Genomic DNA, 22766 nt, shown 5'->3' with positions numbered 1-22766 from the left:
TCAGCCGGCGGCTTGGTGGGATTTGGTGGCGTTTAGTTGGACGGGGAGGGAGTCCAGGCCGTAGACGATGGAGAGTTCGCGGAAGCGGAGCTGCTCTTCTGGTACGGCGAGGGCAAGGTTGGGGAAGCGGTGAGCCAGGGCCAGGAAGGCGGCTCGGAGTTCCATGCGGGCTAGTTCGGCGCCTACGCAGCGGTGCATGCCGTGGCCGAAGGCGAGGTGAGCAGCCGAGGAGGCTCGGCGGGGGTAGAAGTCTTCGGCGTCGTCGCCGAAGACGTTCTTGTCGCGGTCGGCTCCGGAGAGGGAGACGGCTACCAGGTCGCCCTTCTTGACCGGTTTGCCGAACAGCTCCTGGTCGTGGCGGGCGAAGCGGGGGAAGGCTACCTGTACGACGGTCAGGTAGCGGAGGAGTTCTTCGACGATGTGGTCGACGGCGCCGGGTTCGTTGCGGATCCGCTCGAAGTTCTCGGGGTTGCGCAGCAGCACGAGGGTGCCTAGAGCAAGCATGCTGGCCGAGGTCTCGTAGCCGCCGAGGAAGACGCCGTCGGCGAGACCGCCGAGCTCGACGTCGTCGAGGTCGTCGCCCTGGGCCTTGATGATCGAGCCGATCAGGCCGTCACCCGGGTTCGCGCGCTGTTTGCGGACGATCTCGAAGAGGAAGTCGCGCGACTCACTGGCCGATCCGAACAGGCCGATCCCACCGGCGGACACGTCGAACCGCGCCGGGCCGAGGGCGCGGAAGCGGTCGCGATCCTGCTCCTCCACGCCGAGCAGGTCGGCGATCAGCAGGAACGGCACGTTGAAGGCGAAGTCGGAGACGATGTCGACGACCGGGCCCTTGGCCTCCATCAGGTCGAGCTGGTCGTTGACGATCTTCTCGATCACCGGCTCGAGCCGGGCCAGCCGGCGCTTGGTGAACTCCGGGGTGAGCAGCTTGCGCAGCCGGGTGTGGTCCGGCGGGTCGGTGAACCCGAGACCGCCGATCCCCTCGGACGGCTTGTTCGGGTCCGAGCCGATCAGGTGCCGGACGTCGTTGCTGAAGTTCGTGGTGTCGGCGAGCACGGCCTTGGACTCGGCGTGCCCGGTGACCAGCCAGACGGTGATCCCGAAGACGTGCACCAACCGGTGCACCGGATCTGTTTCGCGGACCTCGCCGAGCGCGGGCTGCGGGTCCACGCCCTCCCGCCGCAGCGGCAGCGTCACCTCGCTGGGAAACACCCGCAACTTCAGCAGGTCGAGACCACCGCCCTTGCGGGTGGTCCTGCTGAGGATCCGGTTGCCGACCCATCTCTTCAGGTATGTCGCAACCATGACTTCCACGCGCCCTCTCTGAAAACTGCTGCCCCCGACTGCTTCCGTCAACCAAAAGTTAACGGTGCCGAGGACCAGATCTTGATGGTGTAGGCACTACTTCCGGTAGTGGCGTTGGCACCACCCTGGGAGGGGACCAGAGTTTGTGCCTGCTTCGAACCTTGTCACGGACAACGGTTCTGCAGCCACCGGAATCTACCTGTACCGGGCCCGGGCCCACGGCACGCCGTACCTAGGGGGCAGTTCAGGGAAAACCCAGCCGAAAGTAGGATGCGCGAACCACCCGTCGGCTGATGCCCTGAGAGGGATCCGGACTCCATTGAGCAAGGGTAGCCTTACCCGCATGCCGTACGTCGCCAGCCAAGCCACCCTGGGCCGCCGGGGATTCACCGGCCTGCTGAGTGCGGCGGTTGTCGCAGGCCTCAGCGGATGCGGCGCGGGCGGTGACATCCGGCCGTCGATCGCCGCAACCCGGAACGTGCAGCATCCACTCGGCAACACGAACATCCCGGTCTCCCCGCAACGCGTGGTCTCCCTGGACGCATCCGGCGGTCTGCAGGTCAGCCTCGAGGTCGGTGCACCGCTGGTCGCTTCCGAGACTCTCGACGGTGCCGTCTCGGTGCCCGGCTACCTGCCGCGGCCGGCCGCGGACTTCCAGTCGCTCGGCTTCAACCAGCCGAACCTCGAGAAGCTGGTCAAGCTCAAGCCCGACCTGATCATCGGCAACCTGCAGCGGATCAAGGAGCTCTACCCGCAACTGTCCGCGATCGCCCCGACAGTCCCGTACGAGAACGCCGGCAAGGGCAAGCCCTGGCAGGAGTCGGTACGACTGATCGCCGACCTGCTCGGCGAATCCGGCAGACAGGACGCCGCGCTGGGCAGCTTCAGCGAGCGCTCCCTCCAGGTGAAGACCGAGCACAAGGCCTTCCTGGCAAAGCACTCCGTCGCGCTACTGCGCTTCACGAACGACGAACTGCGCATCCTCCGTGGACCGATCTTCGGCGCCACGATTCTCGACGAGATCGGCGTACGACGGAATCGGTCGACCACCACATCGGGTGGTACCGAGACGTACTACCCGATCGGTCGCGAACACGTCGGAGTGCTCGCGGATGCCGACGTGATCCTCTACTTCCTCGGCGGCGGTGCTTTCAACGCCGGACCGGACCAGACGTTCAAGTCGTATACCAGCAACGCGATCTGGACCCAGCTGCCCGCGGTCAAGGCCGGTCGGGTCGCGCGGCTGGATCCGACAGCCTGGTGGGACGGGTACTCGGTCTCAGCCGCCAACACCTGTCTACAGCAGTTCACGACCGTGCTGCGTGCGATGCCTCAGAAGTAGCTCCGCGACACCAGCCGGAGTACCTCGACCAGCTGCGCCTTGATCTGCACAGCATGCGGGAGCTGCGTGGCCTCACTCGCGTCAGGTAGCCGCACACCGCGGTCCACGAACACATAGAGCGCCCGCAACGTCCGAGTGGTGTTGGTGTTCACCGGACTGACCGATAAGCCCGCCGGAACGATCCCAGTGAAGGCTGGGACCAGCCACTCGGTCGCATCCTCCGCAGTGAGCTCAGAACGCGTCAGAGTCGCCGCCAGCGCGTAGGCGAGCCGGTCGTCCTCCATGTCCCGCAGAACGTACTCAGTGGGCGTCAGCAGCCGCCCGATGCCCAGTCGCAGCATCTCCACCGGCTCCACCGCCGGATAGAGCCCCAGAGTCCCCAGCAGGTCGGCCCCGTGCGCCACTGCGTGCAGCCAGCCCAGCTTCGCGTCAAACCCGCGCAGATCCGTCTCAGCGACGTACCAGCGCTCGAACGGTGGCACCCAGCTCGCCTCGAAGACTCCTGCCGACACGATGCAGTCCAGGATCAACGGTGCGAACGTCCGCGTCTGAATCTCGGTGTCCCCGAACCGCCGCGCCATCTCGTCGCCCAGCTCACGCAACTGCCCCTCGGACAGCACCCCACGCCCGATCCACGTCGCCAACGTCGAGTACGCCACCCGATCCCGCTCGATCGGATCAGCCGACCGCAACAGCTCCGACAGCTCACCCACCAGCTCGTCCAGCGGCCGATCAGCCGGTACGGCGAAGTCGTCAGCTCGTACGGCTGTCCAGTCAGTCATGCGGCGGACCCTAGACGAGCCACGAGGTCAGCACAAAGAGAACGGCCCGTGGAACGCGAAGTTCCACGGGCCGTAGCGACCAGGACCCCTCAGCCCGGCCGAGCTTTGTTACGCGTCGCGCTTCTTCGCGACTGCCAGTGCGATCGCCAGCAGACCGATGGCCCACGCGGCGAAGTAGAACAGCGACAAGGTCGGCGACATCACTGCATCCGACGGATCGCTGCCCGGCTGCTCACCGCCCAGGAACCAGCTGACCCGCGAGAACGGGCCCCAGTCGGCCAGGAACTCGCCGACCTTCGGGATGGCCAGGCCGATGCCCTCGAGCAGCAGCGGCCAGCAGATCACGATCGCCAGTGCACCGGCGCTCTGCCGGACCAGCGTGCCGATCGCGACGGCCAGCACCGCAGCCAGTGCGTAGACCAGCGGTACGCCGAGAACTGCGCGCCACTCGGCGCCGGAGTTGATCGCGAGGTCGGCATCGGGGACCAGGACGTAGCCCAAGCCCCAGGCCGCGAAGGCCGAGACCAGACCGACCAGACCGCTCAGGACAGCGGCGACCAGCGTCTTGGACAGCAGCACCGGAATCCGCTTCGGGACCGACAGGAAGCTGGTCCGGATGGTGCCGAACCGGTACTCCGTGGTGATCGCGAGGCAGGCCATCGCCATCATCACGATCATGCCGAACAGGTAGGTGCCCTGCGTCGCGGCCGGGGTGAAGGTGGCCTTGACGTCGTCCGGCGCGAAGAGGAAGCCGAGCGTGATGAAACCGTCGGCCAGGGCCAGCGCGATGATCATGCACCACCACGGCGACCGGGTGCTGAAGAGCTTGATCCGCTCCACGGTGACCAGGGACATCAGATCTTCTCCTCTTCTGCCACGACGACCTCGGTCGGCGGCACCGGCCCCGCCTGGTCGTGCGCGTGGTACTGGACCGAGTCGCCGGTCATCTGCATGAAGGCTGCCTCGAGCGAGCCGCGCTGCAGGGTCAGCTCGTGCAGCACGATGTTGTTGGCGGCGGCGGTTTCACCGATCTGGTCGGTGCTGATCTTGCCGTCGACGAACAGGACCTTGCCCTCGTCCTCGACATCCTCGATCCGGGTGCTGATCGGACCGCCGTTCAGCAGGTTCTGCAGCTGGCCGAGCTGCGGGCTGCGCACCTTGATGCTGCTGCCGCTGGCCTGGTCGACGAACTGCTTGGTGCTGGACTGCGAGATCAGGCGGCCGCGGCCGATGACCACGAGCTCCTCCGCGGTCAGCGCCATCTCCGACAGCAGGTGGCTGGACACGAACACGGTCCGGCCCTCGTCGGCCAGCCGGTGCATGAACTTGCGGATCCAGACGATGCCCTCGGGGTCGAGGCCGTTCACCGGCTCGTCGAAGAGCAGGATCTCCGGGTCACCCAGCAGCGCGCCGGCGATCCCCAGCCGTTGCGACATACCGAGCGAGTAGGTACCGGCGCGCTTACCCGCGACCTCGGTCAGGCCGACGATCTCGAGCACCTCGTCGACCCGGTTCTTCGGCAGCTGGTTGGACGCCGCCATCCAGGCCAGGTGCGCGCGGGCGGACCGGTTCGGGTGCACCCACTTGGCGTCCAGCAGGGCGCCGACCTTGGTCAGCGGCCGCTTGAGATCGCTGTAGTGCTGGCCGTCGATCAGCACGTCGCCGGCGGTCGGGGTGTCCAGACCGAGGATCATCCGCATGGTGGTCGACTTGCCGGCGCCGTTCGGGCCCAGGAAGCCGGTCACCTTGCCGGGATTCACCTCGAACGACAGATTGTCTACGGCAACCGTGGCGCCGTATCGCTTGGTGAGGCCGTGTGCCTCGATCATCGCCGTACTCCTCGTTCGGGTGGCGCGCCAGTTTGGGCTGTGTCGTCTCAGTATCGATGCCCGACCGGTCCAGATCATCGGACCCGGGGCGGACCCGGTGTGTCCACCCGTGGGTTGATTCTGGCTGCCGATCAGTGCGGGGCGATATCGGTTGAACCCCTGAGCGGGACCCCGAGCACCCCCGAGAACGGGAGTGACTACCAGTTGGGTCAGTCGAGCGGGACGCCGTACAGGACGAGGTTGTCGCTGTACCGGTGGGCGGCGTGGTCGTAGGCGCCGGTACACGTCACCAGCGCCAGCCGCGGTTTCTGCGAGCCGTTGAAGAGGTCCGGCGGCAGGTTGTTCTGCCGGTACGTGCGGCGCGCGACGATCTTGTACCAGTGCTGCTCGCCGGCTCCGTCCGTCACGGCCACTCGCGTGTCCATCGGGACCTCGGACAGCTTGGCGAAGACGCCCCGTCCGCGAGCGGTGTCGACATGCCCCGCGAGGAGCACCGTCCCACCCTGGGCGCCGGGCGCTGCACCGGCGGCCCACCACCCCACGTCGGCGGTGGCCGGGACCTGCAGCCGGCCGTCCCCACCGGCCGCGACCGGCCGCACCCGCACGGTCAGCAGGCCCGGCACCTTCAGCTCGACGGGTGGTACGGCGGCCTCCCGCTCCTGCGGGCCGGCAGCGGCCTTCGGTACCTGGCCGGTGTCCTGCACCGCACCACCGAGCAGCATCACCAGGCCGACACCCAGTGCGCCGATGCCGAGCAACCGCCGGCGGACCGGGACGGACTTGCCCACCAGCAACAGCAAGAGACCGAGGACGATCAGGCCCAGCGCGGCCCGGGAGCGCGCTTGCCGGGCATCCGCCACCATGCCGCCGGCGCCGGTGTCGACGGACGGCGTCGGCGTCGCGGCCTTGCACTGGCCGGTCACCATCCGCAGATCCATCTCGATCACCGGTTTCGCGCCGGCGGCTACCGACTCGACCGCAGGGGACGCCGACTTCGGGATGTCGCCCGTGACCAGCTTCAGGTACTCCTGGTGCTGTTCCCGCTGGAACTGCAGCCAGGCGGCGTCGTACCCCTTCTTCCCGGCCTTCGCGGCCAGCGCGACCAACTGCCGACGCTGGTCGGCCGCCACCGTCGTCGCCAACTCTAGATCGAGCCGGGCGGCGACCGCGTTCTCCTGGGCGGCGAGTTTCCGATGGTCGCGTTCCAGCCGGCCGGCGACCTTGCGGATACAGGACGACGTACTTTGGCCGGACGCCGTGTGGGCGGCGGCGATGATCGTCAGGTTGAGCGCGTGGGCCGGGCTCAGGTACTCGGCATCGGGCTGCGTCGCCGCGCCGGCGGGCTGGGCCGTTCCCAGCACGCCCGCCGCGACGAGCAGCAAAATAGCCGGCACTCGCGCAAGTCTCACAAGTCAACCGTAAACGGAACGGCCCGCCGGGACACGTGGTCCGGCGGGCCGTTACGGGTAGTGCGTCAGGCAGCGATGTTCGCCTCGGCGGGGGTGTCGGCGATGACCGACTCCCGGCGCTTGGAGACGACGACCGCGGCCGCCAGTACGACGACCGCGGCGATCGCGATGCCGAGTCGCAGCGGCGTGTTGGCGTCCTCGCCGATGGCCGACAGGCCGACGACGGCCGGGGCGATCAGCACCGAGACCAGGTTCATCACCTTGATCAGCGGGTTGATGGCCGGACCGGCGGTGTCCTTGAACGGGTCACCGACGGTGTCACCGATGATGGTGGCCTCGTGCGCGGCCGAACCCTTGCCGCCGTGGTTACCGTCCTCGACCAGCTTCTTGGCGTTGTCCCAGGCTCCACCGGAGTTGGCCAGGAAGACCGCCATCAGCGTGCCGGCGCCGATCGCACCGGCCAGGTAGCCGGCCAGCGCCGCGGCGCCGAGGCCGAAGCCGACGGCGATCGGTGCGGTCAGCGCCAGCAGACCCGGGGTCGCCAGCTCGCGCAGCGAGTCCTTGGTGCAGATGTCGACGACCTTGCCGTACTCCGGCTTGCCGGTGCCCTCCATGATCCCGGGGATGTCCCGGAACTGCCGGCGGACCTCGTAGACGACCGCGCCGGCGGCCCGGCCGACGGCGTTGATCGCGAGACCGGAGAACATGAACACGACGGCCGCACCGAGGATGATGCCGACCAGCGTGCCCGGGTTGAAGACCAGCGCGTCGGCCTCGAACTTGGCGTAGTTGTCGGCCAGCGAGGTCCGGATCGCGTCGGTGTAGGAACCGAACAGTGCGGTCGCGGCCAGTACGGCGGTCGCGATCGCGATGCCCTTCGTGATCGCCTTGGTGGTGTTGCCGACGGCGTCCAGCTCGGTGAGGATCTGAGCCGCTTCGCCGTCCACGTCACCGGACATCTCGGCGATGCCCTGCGCGTTGTCGGAGACCGGACCGAAGGTGTCCATCGCGACGATGACGCCGACGGTGGTCAGCAGACCACAACCGGCCAGCGCGATCGCGAACAGTGCCACGACACCGGAGCCGCCGACCAGGAAGGCGCCGTACACAGCTGCCGCGATCACGACGGCGGTGTAGACGGCGGACTCGAAGCCGACCGAGATACCGGACAGGATGACCGTGGCCGCACCGGTCAGCGACGTCTTGCCGACGTCCTTGACGGGCTTGTCCTCGGTGCCGGTGTAGTAGCCGGTCAGCGCCAGGATGATGGCGGCCAGCACGATACCGATGATGACCGAGACGGTCGCGATGATGCGGGGGTCGCCGTCGTTGTTGGCGATCGCCGTACCGGCCGCGCCGGTCAGGTCCGCGAAGCTGCTCGGCAGGTAGACGAACGCTGCCACCGCACACAGGAGTCCGGAGATCACCGCGGAGATGTAGAACGCCCGGTTGATCGTGCGCAGACCGTTCTCGCCGGTCCGCGGCCGGGTCAGGAAGACACCGATGACCGCGGTGATGGTGCCGATGGCCGGCACGATCAGCGGGAAGATCAGGCCCTGCTCGCCGAAGGCGGCCTTACCCAGGATCAGCGACGCCACCAGCATCACGGCGTACGACTCGAACAGGTCCGCGGCCATACCGGCGCAGTCACCCACGTTGTCACCGACGTTGTCGGCGATGGTGGCGGCGTTGCGGGGGTCGTCCTCGGGGATGTTCTGCTCGACCTTGCCGACCAGGTCGGCGCCGACGTCGGCGGCCTTGGTGAAGATACCGCCGCCGACTCGCATGAACATGGCGAGCATGGCGGCACCGAAACCGAAGCCCTCGAGCACGGTCGGGGCGTCACCCTTGAAGAGCAGCACCACCACCGAGGCGCCGAGCAGACCGAGGCCGACGGTGAACATACCGACGGTGCCACCGGTCCGGAACGCGACCCGCATCGCGGGCTCGCGACCTTCGTCACGAGCGGCCGCGGCGACCCGGACGTTGGCGCGCGTGGCGAGCCACATGCCCAGGTAGCCGATCAGCGCGGAGAAGCCCGCACCGACCAGGAAGAAGACGGAACGGAAGATCTTCAGGGTCGTCGCGTTGTCGCCGTCCGTGTGCGCGGGCAGCAGGAACAGCAACAGGAACGCGACCACAGCAAAGATCGACAGCGTCCGGAACTGCCGGCTCAGAAAGGCCGATGCACCTTCCTGGACCGCGGCGGCGATCGTCTTCATGTTCTCGGTGCCATCGTTCGCGGCCAACACCTGGCTCCGGAAAACCATCGCAATGGCGACCGCGAGGATCGCGATCACTCCGACGACGATCACCAGTGTGGTGTTGCTCGACGAAAGATCCACCGCTTGTGGTGCAAGCAGCGCGGACATCCGTCCTCCTTGTAGGCAACCCATCCAGGCTTGACGGCCCCCATCTGCCGCAACCGAAGGGTTGGGGAAAATAACAAACAGCGCCAAGGACATGACGCGGTGGGTCACTCTAGCGGCATCGCGACCAGACCTGCAGGCAGGGTGGTCTACGCCATACCGGGGCGCTCAGGCGGCAGTGTCACGCACAGTGCCGATGCGGACACCTTTTCGCTTGTGGTCCAGGCCATTCACGGGCCGTTCAAATGGCTGATGCGACGTCCGGGTGGATGTCGAACACCTTGGTCAGACCGGTGATCCGGAAGATCTTCAGCAGCCGTTCCTGGGTACAGACCAGCGCCAGCGAACCGTCGTGCGTGCGCACCCGTTTCAGTCCGCCGACGAGGACCCCGAGGCCGGTGGAATCCAGGAATTCCACGCGTTCCAGGTCCAGGACCAGGTCGTAGACCCCGTCGTCGACGAGCGCTGCGATCTTCTCGCGGAGCTTCGGTGCGGTGTAGACGTCGATCTCCCCCGCCACCTCGATGACGGTGCGCCCGCCCTCGGCGCGCGCGGTCAGCGACAGATCCACTTCGGCCTCCGATCCCGTGAACTGCTGCATTCAACCATGTACGGACCGTGAGAAGGACCGTTGTGGAAAACTCTTTCATCCCGCCGCATCGAAAGTCGATCTCCGTCCACAAAAAGCCGCGTGCATCCGCACGCGCATCCGGTGGGTGCACGAATCCGTGCACAACGACTGGACCAGAACTCCACTGTCCATGGGGCCAACTAGGCTCACCGCATGCGTGAAGGTGAGGCGGCCGCCGTACTGCGACGTCTCGCCACCGGCCGGGCCGATCGGCTCACCCATGTGGAGTCGGTGCCGGCGCGTCCGGGGCGGACGTGCGAGTGGCCGCGCTGGGTTCCACCCGAGGTGCTGGACCAATTGGCCGACGCCGGGATCGCGGCGCCGTGGATCCACCAGGTCGCCACGGCCGAGGCGGCGTACTCGGGTCGTCATGTCGTGGTCGCGACAGGGACGGCCTCCGGCAAGTCACTGGGCTATCTCTTGCCTGCCTTTGCGACGCTGAGCATCGCGCAGGCTGCTTCACCGCATCGGCGGACCGCCTCGGTGCTGTACCTCTCTCCCACCAAGGCGTTGGCGCACGACCAGTTGCGTGCAGTCTCGGCGTACACGGTGCCTGGGCTGCGTCCGACGACGTTGGACGGCGACTCCGAGCGCACCGAGCGCGACTGGGCTCGCGACCACGCCACCTATGTATTGAGCAACCCCGACATGCTGCACCGGTCCGTCCTGCCGAACCACCAGCGCTGGGCTCGCTTCCTCGGCTGCCTGCAATACGTCGTGATCGACGAGTGCCACCACTACCGCGGAGTCTTCGGTGCGCATGTGGCCGGCGTACTGCGTCGGCTGCGACGGGTCTGCGCCCAGTACGGCGCCAATCCGGTCTTCGTCTGTGCATCCGCGACGGTTGCCGAGCCGGCGGTGTCGGGTGAGCGGCTGACCGGTCTGCCGATGGTGGAGGTCGTCGACGACGGTTCACCGCGCGGCGGTATCGCCTTCGGTCTGTGGGAACCAGCGCTCACCTCTTTGCATGGTGAAAACGGCGCCCCGGTACGGCGCTCTGCTCCGGCCGAGGTGGCCGACCTACTGACCGACTTGGTCGTGTCGGGCGTCCGGACGGTCGCGTTCGTCCGTTCGAGACGTGGCGCCGAGACGGTGGCGATGACAGCTCGCGACAACCTGGCCGAGGTCGACCCCACGCTGATGGACCAGGTGTCGGCGTACCGGGCTGGTTATCTGCCGGAGGAGCGCAGGCGGCTCGAGAGCATGCTGCAGAGCGGCGAGCTGACCGGAGTCGCCGCCACGAACGCCCTGGAGCTCGGAATCGACATTGCCGGGCTGGACGCCGTACTGCTGTCTGGCTGGCCTGGCACGCGCGCATCGCTCTGGCAGCAGGCCGGTCGCGCTGGTCGGGCCGGTGGGGACGCTCTGGCATTGCTGGTGGCTCGCGACGATCCGCTGGACACCTATCTGGTTCGCCACCCGACCGCAGTCTTCGGGCGACCAGTTGAAGCGACCATCTTCAACCCGGAGAACCCTTACGTCCTCGGACCGCAGCTTTGTGCGGCTGCACAAGAGCTGCCGCTCACTGCGGCGGACTATGAGGTCTTCGGCAGTACGACGCCAACGGTGATCGCCCAGCTGGTTCGGCAGGGGGCGCTGCGCGAGCGACCGCATGGCTGGTTCTGGACCCGGCGTGAGCGCGCTGTCGACGCCATCGACATCCGCTCGGCCGGTGGCAAGACAGTGCAGATCGTGGAAGACCAGACGGGTCGTCTGCTCGGCACTGTGGACGGCGGCTCGGCGCATGCTTCGGTGCACGAGGGAGCTGTCTACGTGCACGCCGGTGAGTCCTATCTGGTTCGCACGCTCGACCTGGAGGGTCACGCTGCGATCGTGGAGCCAGCCGCGCCGGACTACACGACGTTCGCTCGCGACGTGACCGAGATCAGCGTCTTGGCAACCGAGGAGACCCGCGGCTGGGGGACGGCCGAGCTGTCGCGTGGCTGGGTCCAGGTGACCAGCCAGGTCATCTCGTTCCAGCGCAAGCTGATCTCGACCGGCGATGTCCTCGACGAGCAGCCACTCGATCTGCCGGAACGGACGCTGCGGACCAAGGCGGTCTGGTGGACGGTGCCCGACTCCGCGGTCGAGGCGCTCGGACTGGACGACGTACCGGGTGCTGCGCATGCCGCCGAACACGCCTCGATCGGACTGCTCCCACTGTTCGCCACCTGCGACCGCTGGGACATCGGCGGCGTCTCCACCGCCCGGCACGCGGATACCGGCCGCCTCACCGTCTTCGTGTACGACGGCCACCCCGGCGGAGCGGGTTTCGCAGAGCACGGGTACGCGGCAGCTCGCGAGTGGTTGACCGCGACACGGGATGCCATTGCACACTGTGAGTGCACGGATGGCTGCCCATCCTGCGTACAGTCACCCAAGTGTGGGAACCAGAACAACCCACTCGACAAGAGCGGCGCGGTGGCGCTGCTCACCGCACTACTCAGTAGTGAGGCCTGAAAGGCAGCGTGCGCCATGTTCGTCCTCGGAATCGTTCTGATCGTCATCGCCGTACTGTTCGGCCTGGGCGTCTCGGTCTCGTCGACCGAGTCCACCACCATGACGGTGTTCGGCATCGACTTCGGCGTGAATGTGCCGACCTTGTTCTTCCTCGGCGCGGCCGCGGGCGCTGCCCTGGTGGCCGGACTGTGGCTGACGAAGAAGGGTGCGACCCGCGGCTGGCGCCGGCACCAGGAGGTGCGCGCACTGCGCGCCCAGGTTGCCACCAGGACCCAGCCCGCTGTGACCGAGCGTGACGAGACTCCGGAACTGACCGAGGACCGCGACGCAGAGGTAGCTGACGAGACAACCGGTTCCGAGCGACTGGCCACCGAGCAGCACGTGGCCTCCGACACCACGGACACCAAGCAGCCCCACTGACAACTCTGTTGCCCAGGGCATCAACCAACACAGTGGACTACCCCAGTATCCGTTGATGTCCGGAACATCTCGATCAAAACACAGCCCGGGCACGGCCACCCCGCAGCCGGATTTCGATGCCCACCGCAACGACTTTTTGCTGGCAGTTAGTTGCCATTGGCATCAAGTTCCGCCGTCTTGCCATCACCAACTCCGACCGAGCTGTGCATTACTGGTCGTGGCGTCAACGTCGCGTTGAGTCACTGTCGGCCTTCCGGGCCACACCGCCTCCTCACGGGGGATCGACCCGCAACCCGCCCACCGCGCAAGGGGTGGCGAAGCGGTTCCCGGAAACACGGACCGGCTCTCGTAACGGGGTCCCGACGACCTGACGCCGCGAGATGGTACGACCTTCGGAGGTTGTCTTGATCACCCGTAAACTGTTCAGCCGTACCGGCGTGGTAGTCCTCGCGGTCAGCGTCGCACTGGCCACGGCGATCCCGGCCCAGGCCGCGAACGTGGCCACCGAGCGTGGATCCACCCCGGGCGTGGAGATCGGCGTGGCGAAGCAGATCGCCACCCGCGCCGACACCCGCTACTGCCTCACCTTCGTCGCGGCCGCCTCGGTCCCGATGGCGGTCATGATGGCCTGTGCTCCGGGCAAGGAAGGCAAGACCCAGGAGTGGATCTACACCGAGTCCGGCCAGCTGCAGGTCGCGATGAGCAAGAGCGTCGGTGGCGCCCTTGCGAAGACCGGAGCCTGCCTGGACAGCGGTGCGGACCTGGCCAAGGTTCCGGCCGCGGCCCCACTGCTGGTGCTGCCGTGCCGTAGCGGCGACGGCCAGAAGTGGAGCTACGACGAGAGCGCCGGCACGTTCGTGAACGACGCGAGCGGTCTTGCTCTCACCTCACTGCTTGGCAAGGGGAAGGCCAAGCAGGCACAACCGACCGGAAGCATGGGTGCGACCGGCACACCGGTCCAGGGCTGGAGCGCACTGCCGCTGCCGGGTCTGGACATCCTGGGCGCAGTCCTGGCTCTGGTGAACGCGCTGCTGGCATCGCTGGGCCTGGCCCTGCCGCTGCCGATCGCGAACGCCGCAGGCAGCCTGCTGGAACTGGTTCGGCCGAAGCTGCCGATCCCGGCCCAGATGACGGTGCTGCCCAAGCAGATGATGCAGCTGGCACAGAAGTAACGCTGTAGCACCAACGGACAGCCGGCCCCGACATTGTCGGGGCCGGCTGTTTTCTCACTCCTTAGAGATCGACACTGCTTTCAGTTGTGAGATCTGGCGATCCGTCGTCGGTCAGGTGGTTCGGTGCTCGGGGATCGGCGCGGGATTCCGCTGCTTGCGCGTCAGCGGGAGCCGTACGCCGTCGTCACCGTCCGGGCCCTCCCTCAGCAGGACTCACCAGTCGGTGCCTGTCACCACCAGCACCAGTGGCCGTGATGCCAGTGCCCGAACAGCAGGTCGTCTACCAGGTGAAGAACCGAATACAACATTCGCAGTCACCTCCGATCCGATGAACCGAACGGCAAGACGCTACAACGCGACTTCACGTTCTGTATCTACTCCACTACCGGTTGCGACAGAACCTTGAGCGCACTTTAACGGACCCGCAATGCTCCCCGGCGGACTCCGACTTGACGCCGGATCGCGACTCCCGGTAACCGCCGCCGGAGCGGCGACTACCCGCCGTACACCGTTTGGGCAATTGTCTTCACAAAGCCGCCGCGCAGTGTCAATGTTTGACCGGCACGCGCAGAACTGACCCTCGCAAGGAGCCCTCTGATGCGATCACTCCGGCTGTCCACGACCGTTGCCCTCGGCACCACAGCCGCCCTGCTGCTGACCGGCTGCCTCGGTTCGTCGGGTTCCGGCGACCAGGACGCGAACCGCAACGCCGACGCCAAGAAGGTCGAGCTGACCATCGGCTCGAACGCGGTCAAAGGCGGTAAGAGCAGCGCCGGCGCGACCTTCACCGAGGACGTGCTGATCCCGAAGTTCGTCGCCGACCAGAAGGCCAAGGGCGTCGACGTCACGGTCAAGTTCCAGGGCGACGGCTCCGACGACGAGGTCTACAAGCAGAAGCTGTCCCTGGACCTGTCGAACAAGTCCGGCCCGGACCTGATCTCGATCGACGGCATCTGGGTCGGCGAGTTCGCCCAGGCCGGGTACATCAAACCGCTCACCGACACCGTCGGCGACGCGGCCAAGGTGGACAACTGGGACGGCTGGAAGCAGATCCCCGAGTCGGTGCAGCAGCTCGGCACCTTCGAGACCAAGCGGTACGGCGTTCCCGGTGGTACCGACGGCCGCGTTCTGTACTTCAACAAGAAGCTGTTCCAGCAGGCCGGGCTCCCGGCGGACTGGCAGCCGAAGTCGTGGGACGAGATCATCCAGGCCGGTCAGAAGCTGAAGGCGCTGTCCGGGGTGACGCCGATCCAGATCAACGGCGGTACGGCGATGGGCGAGGCGACCACCATGCAGGGCGTCCTGCCGTTGCTGGTCGGCACCGGCGCGGCGATCAATACCGACGGCAAGTGGCTCGGCGACACCCCGCAGCTGCGTCAGGTGCTCGACTTCTACCACCAGATCTACAGCTCGGGACTGGGTGATCCGGTGCTGCAGCGCGAGGCCAAGGGCCGCGACAAGTCGTTCGCCGAGTTCGCCGCGAACAAGATCGGCATCCTGCTGGAGAGCGACTACTTCTGGCGCAGCGTCGTGGAACCGAAGGCCGGCGTCGCCAAGATGGCCGACCGCGACAGCGCTGTCGGCTACGCCCTGATCCCGGCTGCCAAGCCGGGTGGCGGCGTCAAGGGCCAGGACTTCGTGTCGATGTCCGGTGGCGGGGCGACGGTGATCAACCCGAACACCAAGTTCCCGCAGCAGGCGTGGGAGCTGCTGCAGTTCATGAACTCCGCCGAGATGGTCAAGGAATCCCTGAACGGCGCCGCCAAGATCACCCAGCGGACCGACGTCAACACCGAGGTCCTCGCCAGTGACCCGATGCTGAACTTCGTTGCCACCAAGGTGCTGCCGATCACGCAGTACCGGCCGGGCCTGGCGGAGTACCCGAAGATCTCGGCTGCGCTGCAGCAGGCGACCGCGGACGTGATCGGCGGCAAGACCACCGATGTTGCTGCTAAGGCCTACCAGAAGTCTGTCGAGACCGCGGCCGGCGGCAAGGACAAGGTCACCACGAACTGATGACCGCCACCTCCTCACCCGTGCCGGCCGAGCCGGCGCGGGGACGCACCCCCGCGCGGGACGTGGCCGGGCTCGGCATCGGCCGCGCGCTCGCCTTCGTCGCTCCAGCGCTGCTCTTGATTGCCGCGTTCCTGGTGTTCCCCGCGGTCTGGACGATCTACATCGGCATCACCAACTACCGGCTGACCGGCATCGAGGCGGTCTCCCCGTCGATGGTCGGCCTGTCGAACTACACCCGCGCGCTCAACGACGCCCTGTTCCACAATGCGTTGTGGCTGACAATGCTGTTCGTCCTCGGTTCGGCGATCATCGGCCAGAACATCCTCGGCTTCACCCTCGCCTGGATTCTGCGCCGCGCGCGCCCGGCAGTACGCCGTACCGTCGAGGCTTTGACGTTGCTGGCCTGGATCCTGCCGTCGACCGTGGTCGCGTACCTGTGGGTCGCGTTCTTCGACCGGGACACCGGCACGCTGAACAGCATCCTCGGTACGACGGGGACTGCGTGGCTGATCGACTATCCGATGGTGTGCCTGGTCGTGTTCAACACCTGGCGCGGTACGGCGTTCTCGATGATGCTCTATTCGTCGGCCCTGCAAGCGGTTCCGCCATCACAGTTGGAATCGGCACGGATGGTCGGGGCGTCGGGCTGGCAGACGTTGCGGGATGTGGTGTTCCCGCACATCCGCGGTCACGTACTTACCAACACCCTGTTGATTTCCCTGTGGACAGCCAACGACTTCTCGCCGTTCCTGCTCACCAAGGGCGGACCGAACCACGAGTCCGAGACCGTGCCTGTGTATATCTACAACGTCGCGCTGCAAGGCGGTGAGCTCGGCTACTCGTCGGCCATCTCCTTCCTGCTCCTGCTGGCGAACCTGCTCGTCTCGCTGATCTACCTTCGGCTGCTGAGGAGGCGCGCATGACACCGGCCTACGTGGTACGGCGGATCGGTTTCTACGTGCTGATCTGCGCGATCACGGTGTTCTTCGCCGTACCGATGTTGTGGATCGCGTCCGCGCCGTTCGACAAGAATCCGGGTCTGGGCGTGCATTGGCCGGACTGGACTTTTGAGAACGTCCGGAAGACCCTCGACCATCCCTATGCGCTGCACTCGATGGTCAACTCATTGATCATCTGCATCACTACCGCGTTGGCTGTGACTGCTTTTGCCGCGCTGGCCAGCTATGCGTTGTCGCGGGTGCGGATCCCCGGTCGGGACGCGTTGCTGTACGGGCTTCTGCTGCTGTCGTCGGTCGTCACCGGTACGGCGGCCATGGTGCCGATCTTCGTGATGATCTACCAGCTGGGGTTGATCGACTCGCGGTTCGGTGTCGCGCTGGTGATGACCGGCGGACTGTTGCCAGCGGCAATCTTCATCCTGAAGGACTTCGTCGATGCGGTCCCGAAGTCTTATGAGGAGTCGGCCCGGGTCTTCGGCGCATCCACGCTGCAGATCCTGCGCGACGTCGTACTGCCGGTCGCCCGACCCGGGCTGGCCACGATCATGGTGTGGGCATTCGTGAACTCCTGGGGCAACTTCCTGGTGCCGTTCCTGCTCATCCGGTCGATCGATTTGCAACCTGGCGCCGTACTGATGCAGACGCTCACCGACGAAGGCGGCAGCGTGAACCTGCAGGTCCTGCCGGTCTTCTCGCTGCTGTTCTCCATCCCCGTCGTCGTTCTGTACCTACTGGTGAACTCGCGCTACGGGTTCCGCTTCCACGGAGGGATCAAGTCCTGATGGCCGGTATCGACATCGAGGGTCTCGCGACCGTCTACCCCAACGGCGTCCGCGCCGTCGACGGACTCGACCTGCACGTCGCCGACGGCGAGTTCTTCGCCCTCCTCGGCCCCTCCGGCTGCGGCAAAACCACCCTGCTACGAACCATCGCCGGCCTGGAGTCCGCCTCCGAAGGCACCGTCCGCATCGACGCGGCCGACGTCACCCGCACCGAACCCGGCAAGCGCGGAGTCGCCATGGTCTTCCAGGACTACGCGCTCTTCCCCCACATGAGCGTCGCCGAAAACATCACCTACCCGTTGAAGGTACGTCGAGTCGCCGCCGCTGTGCGTACCGAGACTGCTGAGCGCACCGCCGGCGAACTCTCCCTGGACGGCCTCCTGGAACGCCGCCCCGGCCAACTCTCCGGCGGCCAGCAACAACGCGTCGCCCTGGCCCGAGCCATCGCCTCCCAAGGCAAGGTCCTGTTGCTCGACGAACCCCTCTCCAACCTGGACGCCCGCCTCCGCCTCGAAGCCCGCACCTTCCTCAAGAAGCTCCAACGCGACCTGGGCATCACCACCGTCTTCGTCACCCACGACCAAGCCGAAGCCCTGGCCCTCGCCGACCGCATAGCCGTCATGGAATCCGGCAAACTCCGCCAACTAGGCACCCCCCGAGAAGTCTTCGCCCGCCCCACCAACACCTTCGTAGCCAACTTCATCGGCTCCACCCCCATGAACCTCCTCCCCGGAGTAGTCGCCGCAGCAGCAGACGACACCCTCGCCGCCTCGCCCACCGCGGCAGACGACACCATCCTCGCCACGCCGGCCGATCACGCCATCCCAGCCGACGCCGCCGCCTCCTCAGCCACCGGTTCGGGGCCTGCGAGCCGCCCCCTCCGTGCTCACCACAGTTCGATCCGGAACGGCGTAGGGGTGGTTTCAGTCGCCGGCGGAAGCTTGCCAGCAGCAACTTATTCCGTCCCCGAAGGTGCTGAGGTGACCGTCGGCATCCGGCCCGAGTACCTCACCCTCAGCACCGGCGACGCCGTCGGACCTGGGTTGCGGGGAACTGTCGTGGTCGCCGAGAACCTTGGCGTTCAGTCACTCGTCAGCGTCGACTGCGACGGGACGTTGATCGGCGTGACAGTCCCCGAGGAACAGGAACCCGAGCCCGGTAAGCCCGTGTTCCTCACGGCACCACCCGACCGCGTGCTGTTGTACGACCGCGAGTCCGGGGAACTCCTCGCCCGCCAGCCCACCACGGTCGCCTGATGGCAATCACGTCGTACCGTCGCCGCTGGACACTCGACGACCGCGCCGAATCCCCCTGGCATTCGCTCCCGGTCGACGTACCGGCTGACTGCCCCGGACTCCTTGTCACGTTGACGATTCCGCCGATCGACGGCGTCGTCATCGACATCGGCCTCGAAGGCCCCGACGGCTGGCGCGGCTGGTCCGGAGGCGCACGACAGACCTTCGCGATCACCCCAACCGCGGCAACCCCCGGCTACGTCCCCGGCGAACTCGAGCCCGGCACCTGGTGGGTCGTCCTCGGCCTCCACCGCCTCCCCACCGAAGGCGCCGAACTCATCGTCGAGGCAGTCACCGGACCCGTCGCCGACATCCCCGGTCTGACCTCGTACGCCGACGCTTCGGCCGCGATCGCCGTACCGGAGCGCCCACCCCGCCGTACGCTCCCGGCCACCCCAGGCCTGAAGTGGATCGCCGGTGACTTCCACGCCCACTCACTGCACTCCGACGGCAGTACCCCGATCGCCAACCTGGCCGCACTAGGCGTCGCCGCCGGACTCGACGTACTCGCGATCACCGATCACAACACGATCGCCCACCACCGCGAACTCCCCGGCCTGAGCGACCGCTTCGGCATCGGCCTGATCCCCGGCCAGGAAGTCACCACGGACACCGGCCACGCCAACGCCTTCGGCCACCTCACCGCCATCGACTTCCGCCAACCCGCCTCCACCTGGGTTACCGAGGTAGCCCGCCAAGGCGGCCTCCTCTCGATCAACCACCCCCTAGGCGGCGACTGCGCCTGGCGCCACCCCCTGACCGAACACCCACCACTAGCCGAAATCTGGCACTCCTCCTGGCTGGACCACCACTGGGGCGGCCCCATCGCCTGGTGGCAAGCCTGGGGCCTGGACACCGTCGCCATCGGCGGCAGCGACTGGCACAACCGCACCAGCCCCACCCCCATCGGCACCCCCACCACCTGGCTAGCCGTAGACGCCGCAGCCGAAACCCCCGCCGAACTAGTAGAAGCCACGCTCCAAGCCCTAACCGCCGGCCGCACCGCCATCTCCACCACCTACACCGCCCCCGTCCTCCTCCGAGTAGAAGACACCCTGCTCGCCCTGGACGCCCCCAACACCCTCGTCCTATCCCCCAACGGCACCCGCCACCCCATCACCTCCCCCCACCACCAACTCCCCGCCGCCCCCGGCCCTCACACTCTCGTAACCCACACCGGCCAATTCCTCTCCAGCTGCACCTAGCCCCAGTCGCCCGCCGAAGCATCAGCGCGGTGGAGCAGGACCCGGGACGTCTGGAGTAGCCCGCACCCAAGGCATCAGGTTCGACACCTGCGCGCGCCAGCACGCTCGGGTCGGGACAGCCTGCTGACCACGTTGAAGGAGCGCAGCGACACGAGGCCGCCGCTGCACTCGCCGCAACTGTCCCAGGGCGCGGGCGATCCACCTGCTTCTGAGTCGGACCTGCGGCACTGGCCAACCGCCTCCACCGACGGTCGGCCGGCGGCGGTTGAGCGTGTCTCGCGGAGGTAAGTGGCATGGTCCAGCCCACTGCGTCGCGTCCAACTACTTCTCAGCGGCGCCCGGCACTCACCAACCCCCTCCAACCGCAGTCGCCGGCCTGAGGTTGAGCGTGGTGGAGCAGGTGCCACAGGAGTTGGTGAGTGGCGGCGGTCCGCGCCATGCGGTCTGGTTGTCTGGGAAGCAGGCAGACTGACGACATGAGCAGCCCCGACGAGCAGGTCATCGTGGTCGACGCCGCCAACGTGATCGGTTCCCGCCCCGACGGCTGGTGGCGCGACCGCCCCGGAGCCGCCCGTCGCCTCCTCCTGAAGCTCGCCCACCTCCAGCAAACTCTCCCCAGCACCACCATCGCCGTAATCCTCGAAGGCGCCGCCCGCAAAGCCCTGGACGGCGACCCCCTAGACCTGGCCCCGCTCCGCGTAATCCTTGCTCCCGCCTCCGGCGACGACACCATCACCGAAGTAACCGCGGACTACCTGTCCCTCACCACCCCACGCACCGTCACCGTAGTAACCGCCGACCGAGGCCTCCGCCAACGAGTACAACCCCTAGGCGCCACCACCACCGGCCCTAGTTGGCTCTGGACCCAACTAGACAACCTCTAGCCCCACCGCACTTCCTGCCTCCGCCCATCCGCGATCTTCCGAAGAACAGGACGTATAGACCTACTGGGTGTCGCCGGCACACTCACGTCCGACAACCGGGCACGCCGACAGGCCGTATACGTCCTGTCCGTCGGAAGATTCAGCCGGCGCCGCAGCAATACCCCTCGTTCTGTCCGTCGGAAGATTCAGCGGGCGCCGCAGGGGTACCCCTGCGTTCCGCAGCGGGAACGATGTCGCGAATGACACGTAGTAGTGCCCCGCCAGCGCCCCGGACGCTGGCCTCCAGGCGTGGAGACTGCCGTCCCACTCGACTACTACGTGTCCTTACCGACGTCGATGGACACGTAGTGCCTCGCCGTCGCCCCGGGCGCCAGCTCCCAGGCGTGGAGACTGCCGCGCCACTCGACTACTACGTGTCCTTACCTACATCGAAGGACACGCAGTGCCTCGTCGGCGACCTGGGCGCCGACTTCCAGACGCGGAGAACGCCGCGCCACCGGACTACCTCAGGTCGGTGCCGACATCGGCGGGTCAGTCGAGGAGCCAGCCGTTGTGTTCGGCGATGTGGATGGCGTCGGAGCGGGTTCGGGCGCCGGTCTTGCCGATGGCAGACCAGAGACGGCGCCGGACGACGCGCTCGGAGACATGGAGTGACCGAGCGATCATCGCGACCGAACCACCGTCACGGGCCGCGCGGAGGGTGTCGGTCTCGTCGTGGCTCAGCGGGGTGTCGGAATACCTGAGTGACTCGGCAGCGAGGTTGGCGTCGACGACTCGCAGACCCAGGTGCACCCGACGGACAGCATCGGCCAGTTGCGGTGCCGGCGAACCCTTGAGTGCGAACCCCTTGGCGCCCGCCTCGAGCCCACGCCGAAGGTGATTCGGACGGCCGTACGTGGTGAGGATGACGACCCGGCACTCAGGGATCAGCGTGCGAAGCTCGGTGGTGACGGAGATGCTGGCGGTCCCCGGACCGGCGGCGTCCAGCAGAGCGACGTTCGCACGGTGCTGTTTCGCGGCACCGACGACATCGTCGGATCTGTTGATCTCGGCAACGATCTTGAGGTCGCGTTCGCGCTCCAGACCGTTCCTGAGGACGCCTCGGCTGAGGATCTGGTCGTCGACCAGCAACAGCCGGATGGGGTCGGGCAAACGAGCCTCCGGGGTCACCGTCCGGGCGCCGGGGAAGTGCGTCCGGGAGATAGTGGGCAGAACGTCGGTTCCAGATCATGAAGGCCGCCGCCACACCCCGTCCAGATCAACGCGGCATCTCTACCAGATTGCGACCAGATCGCGACCGCCCCGGCACCCCCAGTCACCCCGGCCCACGGTGTGCCGTGTCGCTCACCCCTCACCGCTGCAGCTCCGCGTCACCCACCCCGAACCAAGCTAGGACCGAGCCACGTCACTCGCCCATCACCCGAGTGCGCCCCTACCAATCACAACGGACTCGAATGGCACCACCCCAAGGCCGGCTGGCTAAGGCAGTCTTCGGCGGCGTCAACCGAGCCAGCCGCGACCTAACTCCCCAAACCGGTCCGGGGAGCACCACCACGCTGCATGCGACCGGGGAGCGCTACCTGCCGATTCGGTGGGGTAGCGCTCCCCAGCGGCGCCGTACAGCACCGCTCTTGACGCCAACCCGAACCGCTCAACTAGCCGGCTTGGGGCCACCCCAGGAGGTCGAGGCGTGCCATCCCCCCGAGCACGGTGGGTCGGCGGTGGCCCGCTCGCACGGTGGCGCACGGACCCGCGGACGCGCGGTCGTGGGTGGCACGGTCGTGGGTGGCTTTGGCGTCCGGGGGCGCGCGGGTGTGGTGCGGGGAGCGGGGTGGGCGGTGTTGTGTTGCGGAGTCGGGTGGGGTGGTGGGTGGGTTAGCGGGGTGGGTTGGGGAGGGGGCCT

At 67.2% G+C, this 22766-nt stretch carries 18 protein-coding genes; 10 read left to right on the top strand and 8 right to left on the bottom strand.

All coding sequences use genetic code 11. The features are described 5' to 3' along the window. On the bottom strand, positions 1-1308 hold the full coding sequence (locus tag ABD231_RS18345; protein WP_344153614.1) for a cytochrome P450: 1308 nt from the start codon (positions 1306-1308) through the stop codon (positions 1-3). Positions 1309-1651: 343 nt separating this feature from the next. On the opposite strand from ABD231_RS18345, the gene ABD231_RS18340 reads away from it, so the two are divergent. Further along, positions 1652-2650, top strand: a complete 999-nt coding sequence (locus tag ABD231_RS18340) for an iron-siderophore ABC transporter substrate-binding protein (protein WP_344152919.1) — start codon at positions 1652-1654, stop codon at positions 2648-2650. On the opposite strand, the gene ABD231_RS18335 is transcribed toward ABD231_RS18340, so the two are convergent. From ABD231_RS18335 to ABD231_RS18310, 6 genes are all read right to left on the bottom strand, one after another. Further along, positions 2641-3432: a DUF2785 domain-containing protein gene (locus ABD231_RS18335; protein WP_344152914.1), complete on the bottom strand. Its 792-nt coding sequence runs from the start codon at positions 3430-3432 to the stop codon at positions 2641-2643. The two genes, ABD231_RS18340 and ABD231_RS18335, sit on opposite strands and share 10 nt — an antisense overlap. Positions 3433-3540: 108 nt before the next feature. Then, a complete protein-coding gene (locus ABD231_RS18330; protein WP_344152911.1) occupies positions 3541-4287 on the bottom strand; it encodes a hypothetical protein in 747 nt (248 codons plus the stop codon). After that, positions 4287-5261 (bottom strand): ABC transporter ATP-binding protein, encoded by a 975-nt coding sequence (locus ABD231_RS18325; protein ID WP_344152908.1) that lies wholly within the window; start codon positions 5259-5261, stop codon positions 4287-4289. The genes ABD231_RS18330 and ABD231_RS18325 overlap by 1 nt, the downstream gene beginning before the upstream one ends. Positions 5262-5470: 209 nt before the next feature. Then, positions 5471-6670: a DUF4142 domain-containing protein gene (locus tag ABD231_RS18320; RefSeq protein WP_344152905.1), complete on the bottom strand. Its 1200-nt coding sequence runs from the start codon at positions 6668-6670 to the stop codon at positions 5471-5473. A 65-nt stretch (positions 6671-6735) separates the two neighbouring features. Beyond that, the gene (locus tag ABD231_RS18315) at positions 6736-9042 is read right to left on the bottom strand and encodes a sodium-translocating pyrophosphatase (RefSeq protein ID WP_344152902.1); all 2307 of its coding nucleotides are present in this window, start codon (positions 9040-9042) and stop codon (positions 6736-6738) included. A gap of 238 nt (positions 9043-9280) precedes the next feature. Further along, the gene (locus ABD231_RS18310; RefSeq protein ID WP_425554189.1) at positions 9281-9640 is read right to left on the bottom strand and encodes an STAS domain-containing protein; all 360 of its coding nucleotides are present in this window, start codon (positions 9638-9640) and stop codon (positions 9281-9283) included. A 183-nt stretch (positions 9641-9823) separates the two neighbouring features. Between ABD231_RS18310 and ABD231_RS18305 the strand changes: the two genes are divergently transcribed. The 9 genes from ABD231_RS18305 to ABD231_RS18265 all read left to right on the top strand — a co-directional run bounded on the left by ABD231_RS18305 (position 9824) and on the right by ABD231_RS18265 (position 20863). Next, entirely contained in the window at positions 9824-12130 is a 2307-nt protein-coding gene (locus ABD231_RS18305) for a DEAD/DEAH box helicase (protein WP_344152899.1), read from the top strand. Positions 12131-12145: 15 nt separating this feature from the next. Beyond that, entirely contained in the window at positions 12146-12550 is a 405-nt protein-coding gene (locus ABD231_RS18300; protein WP_344152896.1) for a hypothetical protein, read from the top strand. 404 nt (positions 12551-12954) lie between these two features. Then, positions 12955-13722 carry a hypothetical protein gene (locus ABD231_RS18295; protein WP_344152893.1) on the top strand — a complete coding sequence of 256 codons (768 nt, stop codon included), beginning with the start codon at positions 12955-12957 and terminating at the stop codon, positions 13720-13722. A 597-nt stretch (positions 13723-14319) separates the two neighbouring features. Beyond that, positions 14320-15738, top strand: a complete 1419-nt coding sequence (locus tag ABD231_RS18290; protein WP_344152890.1) for an extracellular solute-binding protein — start codon at positions 14320-14322, stop codon at positions 15736-15738. Next, complete coding sequence (locus ABD231_RS18285) at positions 15738-16661, top strand: carbohydrate ABC transporter permease (protein WP_344152887.1); 924 nt, start codon at positions 15738-15740, stop codon at positions 16659-16661. Before ABD231_RS18290 ends, ABD231_RS18285 begins: the two co-directional genes overlap by 1 nt. Further along, a complete protein-coding gene (locus ABD231_RS18280) occupies positions 16658-17479 on the top strand; it encodes a carbohydrate ABC transporter permease (RefSeq protein ID WP_132412556.1) in 822 nt (273 codons plus the stop codon). The genes ABD231_RS18285 and ABD231_RS18280 overlap by 4 nt, the downstream gene beginning before the upstream one ends. Next, positions 17479-18735, top strand: a complete 1257-nt coding sequence (locus ABD231_RS18275; RefSeq protein ID WP_344152881.1) for an ABC transporter ATP-binding protein — start codon at positions 17479-17481, stop codon at positions 18733-18735. The genes ABD231_RS18280 and ABD231_RS18275 overlap by 1 nt, the downstream gene beginning before the upstream one ends. Continuing rightward, a complete protein-coding gene (locus ABD231_RS18270; protein WP_344152879.1) occupies positions 18735-19979 on the top strand; it encodes a CehA/McbA family metallohydrolase in 1245 nt (414 codons plus the stop codon). Before ABD231_RS18275 ends, ABD231_RS18270 begins: the two co-directional genes overlap by 1 nt. A gap of 476 nt (positions 19980-20455) precedes the next feature. Beyond that, positions 20456-20863, top strand: a complete 408-nt coding sequence (locus ABD231_RS18265) for a hypothetical protein (RefSeq protein WP_344152876.1) — start codon at positions 20456-20458, stop codon at positions 20861-20863. Positions 20864-21394: 531 nt separating this feature from the next. Here ABD231_RS18265 and ABD231_RS18260 read toward each other — a convergent pair. Then, positions 21395-22015: a response regulator gene (locus ABD231_RS18260; RefSeq protein WP_344152873.1), complete on the bottom strand. Its 621-nt coding sequence runs from the start codon at positions 22013-22015 to the stop codon at positions 21395-21397. Positions 22016-22766: the final 751 nt, after the last annotated feature.

The sequence above is a fragment of the Kribbella yunnanensis genome (assembly GCF_039529655.1).
Lineage (GTDB): Bacteria > Actinomycetota > Actinomycetes > Propionibacteriales > Kribbellaceae > Kribbella > Kribbella yunnanensis.
This window is presented reverse-complemented; position numbering and strand designations above follow the sequence as displayed.